The sequence below is a fragment of the Hymenobacter ruricola genome, from assembly GCF_015694525.1.
GTDB lineage: Bacteria > Bacteroidota > Bacteroidia > Cytophagales > Hymenobacteraceae > Hymenobacter > Hymenobacter ruricola.
Map to the genome: position 1 here is coordinate 18,321 of NZ_JADQDM010000014.1, position 14,155 is coordinate 32,475.

The window sequence follows — 14,155 nt, forward strand, 5'->3', positions numbered from 1 at the left end:
TTTCCTTTTCCCATGTTTGCTTCCCTCAAAACCATTGATTCGGCTTTTCAGCAGGTAAAAACCCTGGCGCTTATTTTCATTGTGGCCGTGCTGGTGCTGGCCGGCACCATCGCCTACTTCGCCTTCCAAACCACCAACGCCGCGGCCAATCGCATCTATGTGCTGGAAGGTGGGCAGCTGCTCACGGCTGGGGCGCGGGATGCGCGGGCTAACCGGCCGGTGGAGGCACGCAGCCACGTCACGCGCTTCCACGAGTTGTTTTTCACGCTCGACCCTGACCAGAAAGCCATCGACAGCAACGTCAATAAGGCCCTATACCTGGCTGATAACTCGGCCAAACGGCAGTACGAGAACTTCAAGGAGAAGGGCTTCTATAACGACCTGATTGCCGCCAACATCAGCCTGGAAATGACGGTGGATAGCGTGGTAGTGTCCAATTCGCGCCCGATGGTGGCGCGGTGCTACGGGCACCAGCGCGTCATTCGGGCCACCTCGGTTACCACCCGCAATTTCCTTTCCGAGTGCTCCCTGCGCGACGTGACCCGCTCGGAAAATAATCCCCACGGCTTTCTGATGGAAAACTGGCGGGTGCTCAAGAATGAAGACCTGAATACGCTTCCTCGCTAATCCTCCCCTGTTATGGCAACGGCAACCAACGCGCCGCACGACGCGCAATTTCTTCGCACCCGCAAGATGGCCACCTTTCTGCCGGTGGTAGGCGTGCCCTTTCTGGCCGTGATGTTCTACCTGGGCGGGGGCGGCCAGGGCACGCCGGCGGCAGCGCAGAACACCGAAACCGGCTTCAACACCAACTTACCCAAAGCCGAGAAGGGCACCATTACCAGCAGCAAGCTCGAAGCCTACGCCAGCCCGGTTGATACCCTGCGCAACCGGGGCCTGGTCGATGCACGCCTCGATACGACTTCGGGCTCGGGCCTTTCCTACGCGGTGGGGGCCGATGGCAAGGCGGGACCCAACGGCTCCGTCGATAAGTCGGTGGTTGAGGCCCAGCAGCAGCTCATTGCCGCACAGCAGGCCCAGATGAACGGCGGAGTTGCGCCCGGCACCGTAGTCCCTGCCACAACAGCCCCAGGGGCCCTCACCCCGCAGGAACAAATGGAGCTAATGCGCAGCCAGCACGAACGCGACCTGGCCGAGCAGAAAGCCCAGCTGCAAATGGCGGCACTGCTGGCCCAATCGAACAGTGCCGGTGGGGGAGGAGCGGCCCCGCGCACGGTTGCAGCCCTACCGAAAAAGAAGAAACCTACCACCCGGTTGCGGGCCATCGATGATGATGCCGTGGTGTCACGCCTGGGCTCCAACGGGCCGGGGCGCAAGCGCACGGCCTCTTTTCAGGGCTTTGATGCTGAAACCGGCACGGGTGGCGACGGAAACACCCTACCGGCCGTCATCCACGAATCGCAGGAAGTGGTCAGTGGCTCACTGGTGAAAATGCGCCTCACCGAATCGGCCGTCATCAATGGCCACTCTCTGCCAGCCAACACCTTTATCTATGGCAAGTGCAGCCTGGCTGGCGAGCGGCTCAGCATTGCCATTGAAACCCTCAAATCGGGCAACAGTGTGTTTCCGGCGGCGCTGGAAGTGTACGACGTGGATGGGCTGGAAGGCCTGCACATTCCCGGCGCCATTACCCGCGATGCCGCAAAACAGGCTGGTGCCGAAGGACTCGGTGCGGCCGACATGATGACGATGAGCGCCGACCCAGCCATGGCCGCGGCAGGCGTGGCGGTTAGCGCCGTGAAAGGCATTGGCCAGAAGAAAATCCGCTTGGTCAAAGTCCGCCTGAAGGCCGGCTACAACGTGATGCTCAAAGTAGATAAAGACTAACGACTCCTTCCCATGAAAACCACCCTATTTGCTACCAGCGCCCTTTTACTCGGCCTGGCGGCTGTTCCGGTGCAGGCCCAGACCTCGGCCGCCCGGATGCTGCAATACTCGGAAGCCAATAAGCTGCCGACCTATCCGCTCTATATCAGCGACCAGAAAACGACTCATCTAGTGTTCCCTTTTCCTATCACTTACGTCGACCTGGGCAGCTCGGGCCTGATTGCGGCCAAGGCCACCGGCGCGGAAAATATCGTGCGGGTGAAAGCCGCTTCGGCCGGCTTTCCGGAATCGAACATGACGGTGCTCACCTCGGATGGAAAGCTGTACTCCTTCGTGGTGAACTACCAGCACGACCCTAAGGTGCTCAGCCTCGACCTGGGCGCGGCCGGCTCGGCTTCATCGGCGCAAGGGGAAGCCATTTTATCGAACTCGCCCATCCCGCAGGGCAATCTGGATGCCTACTCCCGGCAAGCGCTGGCGGCGGGCGGTACCTCGGCCAGCGAGAGTGCCAACCAACTCAGCGTGCGCGCCGGCAACGTGGGCTACAAGCAGGAAACCCTGTTTTTTCCGCTGCACGTTGCCAACAAATCGAACGTGACTTACGACGTGGACTTCGTCAAATTCTACATTCAGGATAAGCAGGTGGCCAAGCGCACGGCCGAGCAGGCCTTAGAAATCACGCCCATTTACGTCTTCAATGGGGGCCTGAAAAAGATTGACGCCAAAGGCCAGCTCGAACAGGTCTACATCTTCAAAAAATTCACCATCCCCGAGCAAAAGCAGCTCATCATCGAGGTGTACGAAAAGGGCGGCGGGCGCAACGTCAAGCTCAAGCTTACTAACGCCGACCTGCTCAAAGCCCGGACTTTCAAATAGGCATTGTCAAGCTCAGCAGCTGGGCAGAAGCAACGAAAAGTGCCCACACTGCGTTGCCTGCCTAGTTAGCGTGAAGATTTAACCCGTGTTGGTATGCGTAGCTTCCTGATTTTCGCGGCGATTATCGCCTTTCTGTATTCGTCTTGGGCTCCCAGTTGGGGCAGCACTGCCGCCACCTGGGGGCTGGTGCTCTTTGGCCTAAGCAAGTTCTGGGGACTTTCCAGTAAGGTCACGCCGCCCAACCGCAATCCATTCAATCCCTACGAGCGGTACAAGCCTTTCTAGGCTATTTCTGCTGCTTATAGCTTAAGCCCCCGGCGCTTCGGCTCGGGGGCTTTTTGTTGGTCTGGCAGTAAGGCTTTGGCATTTTCCTCTGCCATTGGCCCCAGCACCGGCATCACTAGCCGCTGCTCCACGATGGGTGGAAACAGGAGGTCGGGGCTGCGCTGCATCTGCTCCAGGCGCGCGGCAATGGCCGGCCAGCGGTAACCCTGCATTTCGGGCTTCATGTTAAAGTCGATGTCGCCGTGGAAGGCCAGGGCGCGGGGCACTTCGGATGATGATGTATTAAAGCGGCCTTCATAGGCTTGGCGCATCTGGTTCAAAGTGAGCTTTTCGCTCAGCGCGGCCACGTCCACGAAGTCGCGGAGCCTTTCGCCGCTCATCACCACACCGGCCAGCTTCATAGCGCCCAGGTCTTCGAGTGAAGCCATACGAATGTTGGAGTCGGGATAGAGCACGGGCGGTCGTAACAGCGGGAAGCCATAATTCACCACATCGGTTTTCACCTGGCCGATGACACCCTGAATGGCGGCTTTGTCCCATTCCGGCTCCTGGGCCCGCATTCGTTGGAGCGCGCCGTCGGCCCGCATCTTATATTTGCTTATCAGCAGGTCCTTGATTTCTCCGTCAATCGGGGTGGGGCCGTCCGAAAACAGGTCGAGGTCGCGGCTGCGACGGTGACCCAGATGTAACGCCAAAGCCGTTCCCCCTACCAGGACGAACGGCTTCAGCAAGGGCTCCTGCATGAGCTGCGCTAGGAGTTGAAGGTTTGCGGTATCGACTGCTTGCGCTGGTAGCATCTAAGCGTTTCCTTTTCGATGTGGAAGAACTGGCATACGGCCGCAATGGCGGCATCCGACATATAGGGTACCGTTTCAACGATTTCCTGCACGCGGGGCCTGCCGTAATATTCCAGCATGGCAGCCCAGTCTTCTTTGCTCCCGCGCTGAATGACGCGCTGCACGATGGTACGCGCCATGGCCTGCGGGTCGATGGTATCGGGGTCTACGTCCCACAATAGAGTTGGCAGGTGCTCGGCCAGGGGGGCCGGTACGACCTGCGGCTCGGGCGTTGCAACCGTAGCAGAAGGGGTGAGCTTTTCCATGAGTACAGGATATGTGAGCCGGGGCTATTAGCCTTTCGTGTGACAGGGAAGCATATTCCCGAAAGCTGGATTGGGAACCAGAGGGAGAAAGCCAATAGCAGTCCCTATTCTATTTAAACATCTTTTCAGGCCCTATAGTTGCGCTAAATCAGCCGGACTCAGTAAAGCTACGGCAGGCGAGGACCTACGCTCGATTCATCAAAGTGCAGATATGGGTCGTACTGATGGGCCGGCTCTACTTGCGGGCCTGCTCCGGGCGCATACCTAGCGAAAGGGTCAAAGCCGGGAGCTGGCTGGTACTCGGCGTCGAGCGCGGCCGACAATTGCGCCAGGTCAATCTGCCCGGCAATGTATTGGTTCTGCAACTCCACCAGCAGCGTCGAGGGCGGTCGATTTTGACTCATTGACACGCCAACTGCAAACTTTACCACCTCGCGACGCTGCTGCTTGATTTGCTCGTTTTCGGAGAAATAGAGTGCTTTTTCCACCAATACAAGATACGAATAAAAGCTCGCACCGGCGTCCTGGGAGGCAACAAATCAGCTCTATTTCGAACTCACAGCTTTGGGCCTCGACGCTTTAACTCCGGTGCTTTTTGCAGCGGCTCGTCTTTACTGGCTACGGGTATTTTCGGTGGTTCCGGGCTGGCGGATGGCGCGGCCTGCAGCGGAGGCCCGACTACCAGCAGCACCACCGTAACCAGAGGCAATGCCTTTAGCAACCGCGCCACGCGCTGGCGCAGCCGGGCATCTTCCATCTTAACGGGCATTTGCGCCAGCAGCTCGGCCCCGGTTTTGAGAATAGCCAGCCGCGCCGGCTGCTGCGCATCGGGATGCACCACGCCGCGGGTGCCCTGCATAATCTGCCGGGCTACCCCGGTGTGACGCCCTCCCAGCAGCGCGCGCCATATAGGCTCCTGGCTCTGCTGTACCTCGCGCATGGCATCCACGCGCCGCAGAAACTCGGGCACTACCACGGGCGCGGCCGGGGCTAGCACCAGTTCCGGAAGCGGCGTGGTAATCTGGCCAAAAAAGGCGCGGAGCGGCTGCAAATCGGTTTCCGGGTTCCCGGTGGGCCGTAGAATAGCATAGTCCCGGGCCTGGTTGTATTGCTTGGGGTGCAACTGCGCGACGAGGTTCACGTCGTAGCCGGCATTCTCCGCCAGCACTTGAAAAGCCGCGCCCAAGGTCCGGCCATTGCCCTCCCGAAAGGCGTGGGCGTAGTTGTACTGGTCGAAATAGTAGGCCGCCCGGGCCACGAACTGGTCTTTATCCAGCCCCTTCAGAAAGCGCTCAGCGGCCAGCTGTTGCCCGATGGCATCCAGGTGCGCGGGCAGTTGCTGGTAGCTGCCAAAGTACATGGTGTACAGGCCGGGACCGTCCTTATCGGCCGATGTTGACTTGGTAGCCTGAAACTCGCCCCAGGCGCGCGTTTCGCCGGCCCACGGGTACACATCCTGAAAAAGGTGGCGGTGCAATGCCTGCAGGCCCTGGGCATTGTGAGGCGTCACTTCCACGTGGCCGGCCAGCACCTCCAGCAGGCGGAAGTGGAAGCGGTTGCCTTCGACCTCGGCCAGCTTGTCCTCATCGGCAATGTTGAGCTTATTAATCAGGACACCGGTGTGGGGGTCGGTAAAACCGTCAGTCATAGAGGAAACCTGCGCGGGAACTGGGTAAGCAAGCAAAACGCCCCACCAACCGGCAGGGCGTTAGCGAATAGAATTGAAGCGAAGGGCTAGTGCGATAAAGAGCGGGCCTTGGTCACGGCGGGAGCCGGCCGGGGTGCCACCGCCAGGATGCCATCGGCTCCCCGCGTGGGTATCGGCTTCTGAGTCTGGGCTTGGTAATGCGCGTCAAGCTGCGCGTTAACCTCGGCCAGACTCAGCTCGCCGTTGATGTAGCGCTGGCTCAGCTGCTCGGCAAAGGGGCTCAGCTTGCGGTCTTGGGTTGCGTTCAGCGCGGCCGCCCGGTCCGACAGCGCCTGGCGCTGCTCGCGGGTTGCTTCCTTGGGGCCGAATTTTACGAGGGTATCCATGCTGTTTTGCCTGAGTGGTCTACTACGGCAAACGAAAGTTAGGCAAAAATGTGCCAAACCGGGCTACTGCTTCGACCTGGCCGCCTGTGCATCGGCCAGGGCCGCATCCAGCACCGTCTGCACGGGCACGGCCAGCAGCTCGGCTACCCGGAGCGCCTCGGCCACGGTCAGGCCGGAGGGGTCGGCTTCGCGCTGCTTGATAGTGCGGTAAGTCATTTGCAGGTGTTCCTGCAGCTCGCGCTCGGTGAAGGAGAAGCGGCCGTGGCGCAGCAGGTGGCTGAACTGCTGGCCCGCCGGCGGGGCAGCACCGGGCGGAGCCGAGGGAGGGGATGGGGTTTTCATGCAAGCAGTATAACGCTTCCCTGCCTTACGGGAGAAGGAGCAGAGCGATACTCCACTGCCCCGGTCACGTGCCAGCGGACGGTAGCCCGCCCGCTGGCATCGGTGCTCAGGCCGCAAGCTGCAGCTGCATTTGGGTACCGGGCGCGGCCAGCGGCTCAGCCTCGGGCACTAAGGGGTGGGTCTTCGCGGTGGCGGCTTTGGCCTGGCGGGCGCGGTAGGCGGCCATTTCGGGGCCGGGCAGCCACTGCTTGCCGGCGCAAGCCCGAAGGTTGAACTCCTGCCAGAGAAATTCCTCGCGGAAAATGAGGTGCACGGTGCCTTTCTTAAAGGCCCGGATTTCGAAGAACCGGCTGTAGACCGTGTACACGCCGTTCGGGTTGGGGTTCTGATTGCCGTAGCGGTCAAGGGCGGTATCGATGCCCACGCAGGTATCGTAGTTTTCGCCCGTCAGGTAGCACATCACCCGGTCAATGTCGGCGTAGTCGTCGCGGCGGCTCCAGTTCACCCGGAAGCCCTTGCCCGAATAGCTTTCCTCCACCGCGTAGGGCAGAATCACCTTGCGGTTCACTTTCCACTGCGAGTTAGTTACCCAGCCCTCGACGTGCAGGCGGTTTTCCTTGTGGTACTTGGTAAAGGTGTCGAACACCGATTCCACGGCCTGTTCCATGATGGTTTCGCGGTTGTCGAGCACCAGCGCCACCAGCTCAGCCACTGCCTCGTGGGTGAATTCCTGGTAGCCCTGGGCTTTGCTGAAGGCCGCGAAGTTGCGGCGCACGTCGGCCGTCATCAGCTTCTGAATGTTCACCTTATCGAGTACCAGCCCCCAGATTTGCTGGTTCATCTCGTCGGCGAAGTTGTTGTAGCTCGTGCGCAGGCTGCCGCGCTCCAAGCTGGCCTCGGCCAGTTTAAGCACGTCCTGGTAGTCGTTGCGCAGCAGACTTTTGGCGTAGAACTTCATGCCCTCACGGGCTTGGAGGTAAGCGGCGTACTGCGCTTTCAGGCCTTCGTATTCGGCCGCCATGTTGCCGATAACGTCGCGGGTGGCCACGGCATTAGCGAAGAGGTTTTCGTTTAGCTCCGGCCCCCGGCGGCCCCGGCTGCTGAACTCAAACGTGAGGCGGTCGGCCTTGGCGGGCTTGTGCAGCCGAACCATACTCACCCCTACGTTGGTGGGGCGCTCGGCCTCAGCAAAAACGGCCCCCAGCTCCTCACTGGTGCCGTGGTCCTCGATGAGGCGGGCCAGCAGCTGCCGGGTTTCGGTGTAGGGGTTGGCCAGCGTTTCGGTGTTGAGCAGGCACACCACGTCACCGCCGGCGGCTACCACGTCCCAAGCCTTGAGCAAATGCCGGTCGCCGTTGGAAAAGGGCGGGTTCATTACAATCAAATCGATAAAATGGTCGCCCCGGTAGCTCAGGAAGTCGTTGGCAATGACTTTGTAGCCCTTGTCGTGCAGCACGGCACGCAGGTCGGGGTCGGCTTCGCAGCAATACACGTTTTGCTTGCCGCTGCGGCTGTGGTAGTCCTCGCGGTCCAGCCAGGCCGTCAGCTCGTCCACGATGGCCCCGCTGCCGGCGCTGGGCTCCAGGATAGTAAGCTTGCGCAAAGCTGCCGCGGCCGGGTTGTACCGGCGGTACCGGTCGCCGCTCTCGGCTTCGTCGCCGGTAGGAGCGGGATTGAAAAACGGTTCGAGCATGCGCTGAATAACGGCGGCCGGGGTAGGAAAGAATTCAGGATTAAGCATGACGTCTGACGGGGCTAAGATGATAGTGAACAACCACTTGCTTATCCTATTAAACGCATTTTTGAGTGTTTTTGTTGCTAAAAAGACAACAATATTTCACCAAAATCAACTGCCCGCTTTGGCCGCTTAAACCCTCCTTCCCCTTTGTTCCATATTGATTTTGCCAGCGGCTCGCTGGCTCAAGCACTGCGCTGGCGGTACCGACCCTTGCCGGTTCGGCCAGCAGCCATTAAAAAAGGAGGGAGGCCCGGGCGGGGCTGCAAAGCGCACCGGGGGCGGGGCCGGCATTCCGCCGCGACCAACGGGAGTAGCGGAGAGCCGGCCCCGCCCCCGAGTAAGCGCCGCTGCCTGGGCCGGGCCGGTGGGAGGATTTTTTTGCGAGAAGGATAGGAAGAACGCGACCAACGGGAGCGGTGCGTAGCACGGTAGCGCAGCGAACTCCTGCATAGCCTGGCCCAATGGGCTCGCGCCGCCAGCAATGCCTTAATACAGCTCGTTTTCCGCCCAGGAAGAAATATTTTAGCTATGTCGTAAACTTACGTCATTCTATGTCGTATATTTGCGACATACTTCCGGCTTTGCTCCTGACTGCTATGTCTTCCAACGCGGATACCTTGGTTCATCCCCTGCTACGCGTGGTGCTCGAACGGGTGCTGCGCACCGAATGCCTCGTCCTGGAAGGCCTGCGGCTCCAGACCCAGAGCTACAACGGCCAACCCGGCGGCGGCGGCGAGCAGCGGTTGAAAGCGGCCGAACAGCGCGCCTACCAGCGGGCCGAAATCCTGCTCGCCCAGTTGCTGGCCGCCACGGCTGCCGCGCCAGCATCTATTCCCAACGCACTCCCCGATTCATCCTCATGACCTACGCTAAAACCGCCGCCTTCACCGAAGAGCAGCAGCACCTAGCCCGCGTGGCCAAGGCCCTGGCCCACCCGGCGCGAGTGGCCATCATCCAGTTCCTGGCCAGCAAAAAGACCTGCATCTCCGGCGACATCGCCGCCGAGCTGCCCCTGTCCCGCACCACCGTATTTCAGCACTTGCAGGAGTTGAAGGCGCTGGATTTGATACGCGGCGAAATCGACGGCCTCACGGTCTGCTACTGCCTCAATACCGAGCTGCTGCAACAGGTGCACCAGCAGTTCACCGCCTTTTTCATCGAGGCCACGAGCGGCGCCGTTTGCGGCCCCGATGATGCCTGCGCCTGCTAACCATCCTCACTTTAACCCTTACCATTTTACGAAGCAACGCCATGAAAATCTCTGAAATCAAGCAGGCCCTGACCGAAGTAGAAGCCATTAATTTCCGCCTGCCCACGGGCGAGTACCTGCCTTCCCATTTCCACGTCACGGAAGTGGGCCTGGTGAGCAAGCATTTCATCGACTGCGGCGGCGTGGAGCGCCAAGAAACCGTGGCCAACTTCCAGCTCTGGGAGGCCGGTGATTATGACCACCGCCTAGCCCCCCAGAAATTCCTGCACATCCTGAAGCTGTCGGAGAAAATCCTGGGACAGGAAGACTTGGACATTGAAGTAGAGTACCAGCAGGCCACCATCGGCAAGTTCGGCCTGACCTTCGACGGCACCGATTTCGTGCTCATGCCCAAGCAGACGGCCTGCCTGGCCCAGGATGCCTGCGGCATTCCGGCGGCCCAGCAGTTCGCGCTGCCCCAGCTGCAAACGGCCGGCGGCTGCACGCCGGGCGGCGGGTGCTGCTAAAATGACCACGCGGCGCGGCCCTCCCGGGTCACGCCGCTTGACTTATCCCCCAATCCATTCCGCCCGATTTCGATGACAATTGCCTTTTTCTCCGACGTGCACGGCAACCTGCCGGCCTTGGAAGCGGTGCTGGCCGATATGGAGCAGCGCCGGCCCGACATGATTTTCTGCCTGGGCGATTTGGTGGGCTACGCGCCCTGGCCCAACGAAGTGGTGAATGAGGTGCGCCGCCGCGGCATCCCCACATTGGCCGGTAACTACGACCAGGGCATCGGGCTGGCCAGTAGCAACTGCGGCTGCGCTTACAAAACCGACACCGAAAAGGACCTGGGCGCGCAAAGCATTGCCTACACTAACCATATCATGGGCGACGAGGAGCGGCGCTACCTGCGCCTGCTACCCAAACACATGCGGCTGGAGTTTCAGGAGGAGCCCTGCACCCTGAACCTGCTGATGGTGCACGGCTCGCCGCGCAAAATCAATGAGTACCTGTTTGAGGACCGGCCCGAGGCCAGCTTTCTGCGGGTGTTGGCCGAGGCCAACGCCGATATTATGCTATTCGGGCATACTCACAAGCCCTACCACCGCACCTTCGCCTACGAAGTGGAAGGCGAAACCCGCTACCGCCACGCCCTCAACATCGGCTCGGTGGGCAAGCCCAAGGACGGTGACCCACGCGCGGCTTACCAGTTGCTGCACCTCGACGAAAACACGAAGCTCACGGACCCTGGCAGCGTGCGCACGGAACTTATTCGGGTCGAATACGACGTGGAGAAAGCCGCCCAGGCCGTGGAGGCCTCCCCGCTGCCGAACGAATACGCCGACATGCTGCGCAAAGCCTATTAAGCTACCAACCCGATGACCATTCAACCACTCGCGGAAACCCACTGGCCCGCCGTGCGTGCCATCTACGAGCAAGGCATTGCCACGGGCAACGCCACGTTTGAAACGCAGGCCCCCGAATGGGAGGCCTGGGACCGGGCGCACCTGGCCCACAGCCGCCTGGTCGCCGTCGATGACACCGGCATGGTGCTGGGCTGGGCTGCGCTCTCGCCGGTGTCGAGCCGCTGCGTGTACGGCGGGGTGGCCGAACTCAGCATCTACATCGCCGCCGACGCCCGTGGGCAGGGCGTCGGCCGGCAGCTGCTGCAGGTCTTGATTGCGGACTCGGAGGCCCAAGGCATCTGGACGCTGCAAGCTGGCACCTTCGAGGAAAACAGCGCCAGCATTGGCCTGCATACTCAGGCAGGTTTTCGCGTCATCGGCCACCGCGAACGGATTGGCCAGCACCACGGCGTGTGGCGCAACACGGTGCAGATGGAGCGGCGCAGCTCCTCCGTCGGGGTCGCTTAATTCACTATTTTCTATGACAACCCTGAATCAACCCCTGCCCGCCGCCCCGGCCCCCGCCGCGCTGGCTGAAAAGAAACTCTCTGGCCTCGACCGGGGCCTCACGCTCTGGATATTCCTGGCCATGGCGCTGGGCGTCGGCCTGGGCTACTTTGTGCCCGGCATCAACGGGGCCATCAACTACTTCTCAGTGGGCACGGTGAACGTACCGCTGGCCATCGGCCTGATTCTGATGATGTACCCGCCGTTGGCCAAGGTCAAGTACGAGCAGCTGCCCACGGTCTTCAAAAACACGCGCATCATCGGCCTCTCGCTGTTCCTAAACTGGATTCTGGGCCCCCTGCTCATGTTTTTCCTGGCCATCTGGCTGCTGCCCGACAAGCCCGAATACATGATGGGCCTGATTCTCATCGGCATCGCCCGCTGCATTGCCATGGTGCTGGTCTGGAATGACCTGGCCGATGGCAGTCGCGAGTACGCCGCCGGGCTGGTGGCCCTGAATTCCATCTTTCAGGTACTGTTTTATTCGGTGCTGGCCTGGCTGTTCATCACCGTGCTGCCGCCTTACTTTGGCCTGAAGGGCTACGCGGTGAACATCGGCATCTGGGACATTGCCCGGAGCGTACTCGTTTACCTGGGCATTCCGTTCGCGGCGGGCTTTTTGTCGCGCACCGTCCTGCGCCGGCTGAAAGGCGACGCATGGTACGAGAACGTCTACATCCCGGCCATCAGCCCCATTACGCTGGTGGCGCTGCTGCTCACCATCGTGGTCATGTTCAGCCTCAAGGGCGAAACCATCGTGCAGGTGCCGCTCGATGTGCTGCGCATCGCCCTGCCGCTGGCCCTGTACTTCGGCATCATGTTCGTGCTTAGTTTCGCGGCCGGCAAGTATCTAGGGGCCGACTACGCTGAGAATGCCTCCATTGCTTTCACGGCCACCGGCAATAACTTCGAGCTGGCCATTGCCGTGGCCATTGGGGTGTTTGGCCTGAACTCGGGCCAGGCCTTCGCCGGAGTTATCGGCCCGCTGATTGAGGTGCCGGCGCTGATTGCGCTGGTTAACCTGGCCTTCTGGTTCCGCCGCCGCTGGTACGACGGCAAAACGGTGGCTTCGGCCGCGTAACTCTTCCCCTGCTTTTTTCCCTGCTCATGTCTGGTAAGAAAAACGTGCTGGTGCTCTGCACCGGCAACTCCTGCCGCAGCCAGCTGCTGCACGGCTACCTCGCCCAAGAGCTAGGCGAGCGGGCCGCCGTCTACAGCGCCGGCGTAGAAGTCCACGGGCTTAATCCCCGCGCCGTGCGCGTAATGGCCGAGGACGGGGTGGATATCTCGCATCACACTAGCAACCACATCGATGAGTACGCCGCCGTGCCGTTCGATTACGTGCTGACTGTGTGCGACCACGCCAACGAGGTGTGCCCAGTATTTCCGTCGTCGGCCAAGAAGCTGCACCACAACTTTCCCGACCCGGCCAAGGCTACTGGCAGCGAGGAGGAAATTATGGGGCAGTTTCGCGCGGTGCGCGACCAGGTGAAAGCCTATGCCCACGACTTCGTTCAGGCGCAGTTCAAGACAACTCAAAGCATCTGAATAATAAGTATTTATGCCAGTGAATCCTTACGCGGAATTCTTCGTTCAAACTCACCGTTGAGGTAAAGAGAGTTTTTCCCTCTCGCCCTGCTATATGGCAACGAACAAACCGGCCGGCGACGGCCACCGCAACGGCGCAGTGCGCGACCGTTCGCAAGTTTTCAACCCCGTCACGGAGCAATACGTGAAGCGGAACACCACCAACGGCCAGTTCATGGACGTGAAGCAAGATGGTACGCCCTTCAAAGGCGTGCGAAAAGAGAAGGGAGGCAAATAGCACTACTTCTACTCTGTCTTTTGTCAGTAAAAAGGCGGCTCCGAAATTGGAGTCGCTTTTTTATTTTAATTGTTGCCCACCACTGATGCAGGTATCACGCCGACACCACTACATTCCCCAATTCCTCATTAAGAATTTCGCGGATGCGGATGGAATGCTCTACTTGCTTGATAAGCAGACGGGTAGAATAGCCAAGCAGCGGCAAAGCCCAAAGGCTATATTCTTTGAGATGGACCGGAATACGGTTCTCTTCCACGGCCAGCCCAAAGACCATCTGGAGGCCTTGTATGCAGCTTTGGATGACAAGGCCGCCGCCGATTTGCAAAATGTCCTTCTCTCCCGAAAAGCTTCTCTCGAAGCAGTGGTGAGCATTGTTGCGCTGGCCAGCTCCCTTAAATGGCGCATACCGGCGAGCGACCCGCAGTTTGGCCGACTGAAAGAGGAGTTGAGCCTGGCCGACTTAAAAGCTGAAATCCGGCCCATCGACCAAGCTAACCCAGTCGACCTGAATGCGCTGAACCAGTTGGTGGATTCGGATGCTATCAAAGAGGCCAAGCGAATATTGTTGCCTCTGCTGCCGTTGTTTGACGAGAACAAGCTTACCGACATTCACGCCAACTGGTTTATTCACTCGCAGCCCGATGAACGGTTTCCCTCCGTGATTGGAGACTGCCCCGTGCTGGAAAGGCCCAATGCTGACTATAGCAAATTAGAAGACTTCATCTTTCCGCTAAGCGCTACCGACACGTTTATTTACAAGCACGGGGCCCAGAAGCGGATTAAAAGCCCAATTTTCACTATCCAGAAGGACCTGGCTACCCTTCACTATTCCACGCGTTACGTTGCCTGCATGAGCAAAACGCACTTGGAAACCATCATGCAGATGTACAGTGTGATGCAAGCTCAAAACCAAGTAGAAAAGCTCACTGAGCTCTTATTTGACTTTATCGCCTAATTCCTTTAGCGACATTCGAAACCCTGAGCAATTATCAGCCAA

Annotated in this window: 20 protein-coding genes; 13 read left to right on the forward strand and 7 right to left on the reverse strand. The window is 59.9% G+C overall.

Features of this window, described 5'->3' with window-relative positions:
* Positions 1–12 precede the first annotated feature (12 nt).
* The 4 genes from traK (at position 13) to I2H31_RS19605 (ending at position 3,009) form a co-directional block, all read left to right on the forward strand.
* Entirely contained in the window at positions 13–627 is a 615-nt protein-coding gene (traK, locus tag I2H31_RS19590) for a conjugative transposon protein TraK (RefSeq protein ID WP_196294758.1), read from the forward strand.
* A 12-nt stretch (positions 628–639) separates the two neighbouring features.
* The gene (gene traM / locus I2H31_RS19595; protein WP_196294759.1) at positions 640–1,848 is read left to right on the forward strand and encodes a conjugative transposon protein TraM; all 1,209 of its coding nucleotides are present in this window, start codon (positions 640–642) and stop codon (positions 1,846–1,848) included.
* A 12-nt stretch (positions 1,849–1,860) separates the two neighbouring features.
* Positions 1,861–2,724: a conjugative transposon protein TraN gene (gene traN / locus I2H31_RS19600; protein ID WP_196294760.1), complete on the forward strand. Its 864-nt coding sequence runs from the start codon at positions 1,861–1,863 to the stop codon at positions 2,722–2,724.
* A gap of 93 nt (positions 2,725–2,817) precedes the next feature.
* Positions 2,818–3,009 (forward strand): hypothetical protein, encoded by a 192-nt coding sequence (locus tag I2H31_RS19605; RefSeq protein WP_196294761.1) that lies wholly within the window; start codon positions 2,818–2,820, stop codon positions 3,007–3,009.
* Positions 3,010–3,023: 14 nt separating this feature from the next.
* On the opposite strand, the gene I2H31_RS19610 is transcribed toward I2H31_RS19605, so the two are convergent.
* The 7 genes from I2H31_RS19610 to I2H31_RS19640 all read right to left on the reverse strand — a co-directional run bounded on the left by I2H31_RS19610 (position 3,024) and on the right by I2H31_RS19640 (position 8,180).
* Positions 3,024–3,752 (reverse strand): nucleotidyl transferase AbiEii/AbiGii toxin family protein, encoded by a 729-nt coding sequence (locus tag I2H31_RS19610; protein ID WP_196294762.1) that lies wholly within the window; start codon positions 3,750–3,752, stop codon positions 3,024–3,026.
* Positions 3,753–3,760: 8 nt separating this feature from the next.
* The gene (locus tag I2H31_RS19615; RefSeq protein WP_196294763.1) at positions 3,761–4,111 is read right to left on the reverse strand and encodes a DUF6922 domain-containing protein; all 351 of its coding nucleotides are present in this window, start codon (positions 4,109–4,111) and stop codon (positions 3,761–3,763) included.
* Positions 4,112–4,278: 167 nt separating this feature from the next.
* Complete coding sequence (locus I2H31_RS19620) at positions 4,279–4,599, reverse strand: antitoxin VbhA family protein (protein WP_196294764.1); 321 nt, start codon at positions 4,597–4,599, stop codon at positions 4,279–4,281.
* 68 nt (positions 4,600–4,667) lie between these two features.
* Entirely contained in the window at positions 4,668–5,759 is a 1,092-nt protein-coding gene (locus I2H31_RS19625) for a Fic/DOC family protein (protein WP_196294765.1), read from the reverse strand.
* A gap of 86 nt (positions 5,760–5,845) precedes the next feature.
* Positions 5,846–6,145, reverse strand: coding sequence for an antitoxin VbhA family protein (locus tag I2H31_RS19630; RefSeq protein WP_196294766.1), 300 nt, complete (start codon positions 6,143–6,145; stop codon positions 5,846–5,848).
* Between the two features lie 63 nt (positions 6,146–6,208).
* Positions 6,209–6,487: a hypothetical protein gene (locus tag I2H31_RS19635; RefSeq protein WP_196294767.1), complete on the reverse strand. Its 279-nt coding sequence runs from the start codon at positions 6,485–6,487 to the stop codon at positions 6,209–6,211.
* A gap of 106 nt (positions 6,488–6,593) precedes the next feature.
* Positions 6,594–8,180, reverse strand: coding sequence for a DUF4942 domain-containing protein (locus I2H31_RS19640; RefSeq protein WP_196294768.1), 1,587 nt, complete (start codon positions 8,178–8,180; stop codon positions 6,594–6,596).
* Between the two features lie 641 nt (positions 8,181–8,821).
* Between I2H31_RS19640 and I2H31_RS19645 the strand changes: the two genes are divergently transcribed.
* The 9 genes from I2H31_RS19645 to I2H31_RS19685 all read left to right on the forward strand — a co-directional run bounded on the left by I2H31_RS19645 (position 8,822) and on the right by I2H31_RS19685 (position 14,113).
* Entirely contained in the window at positions 8,822–9,088 is a 267-nt protein-coding gene (locus I2H31_RS19645; RefSeq protein WP_196294769.1) for a hypothetical protein, read from the forward strand.
* Entirely contained in the window at positions 9,085–9,435 is a 351-nt protein-coding gene (locus I2H31_RS19650; protein WP_196294770.1) for an ArsR/SmtB family transcription factor, read from the forward strand. Before I2H31_RS19645 ends, I2H31_RS19650 begins: the two co-directional genes overlap by 4 nt.
* 41 nt (positions 9,436–9,476) lie before the next feature.
* Positions 9,477–9,941 (forward strand): DUF6428 family protein, encoded by a 465-nt coding sequence (locus I2H31_RS19655; protein ID WP_196294771.1) that lies wholly within the window; start codon positions 9,477–9,479, stop codon positions 9,939–9,941.
* Positions 9,942–10,013: 72 nt separating this feature from the next.
* Entirely contained in the window at positions 10,014–10,787 is a 774-nt protein-coding gene (locus I2H31_RS19660; protein WP_196294772.1) for a metallophosphoesterase family protein, read from the forward strand.
* 12 nt (positions 10,788–10,799) lie between these two features.
* Entirely contained in the window at positions 10,800–11,294 is a 495-nt protein-coding gene (locus I2H31_RS19665) for a GNAT family N-acetyltransferase (protein WP_196294773.1), read from the forward strand.
* A gap of 13 nt (positions 11,295–11,307) precedes the next feature.
* Complete coding sequence (gene arsB, locus I2H31_RS19670; protein ID WP_196294774.1) at positions 11,308–12,414, forward strand: ACR3 family arsenite efflux transporter; 1,107 nt, start codon at positions 11,308–11,310, stop codon at positions 12,412–12,414.
* 26 nt (positions 12,415–12,440) lie between these two features.
* On the forward strand, positions 12,441–12,881 hold the full coding sequence (locus I2H31_RS19675; RefSeq protein ID WP_196294775.1) for an arsenate reductase ArsC: 441 nt from the start codon (positions 12,441–12,443) through the stop codon (positions 12,879–12,881).
* Between the two features lie 94 nt (positions 12,882–12,975).
* Entirely contained in the window at positions 12,976–13,158 is a 183-nt protein-coding gene (locus I2H31_RS19680; protein WP_044518383.1) for a hypothetical protein, read from the forward strand.
* 85 nt (positions 13,159–13,243) lie between these two features.
* Positions 13,244–14,113, forward strand: coding sequence for a DUF4238 domain-containing protein (locus I2H31_RS19685; protein ID WP_196294776.1), 870 nt, complete (start codon positions 13,244–13,246; stop codon positions 14,111–14,113).
* The last annotated feature ends 42 nt before the right edge of the window (positions 14,114–14,155 follow it).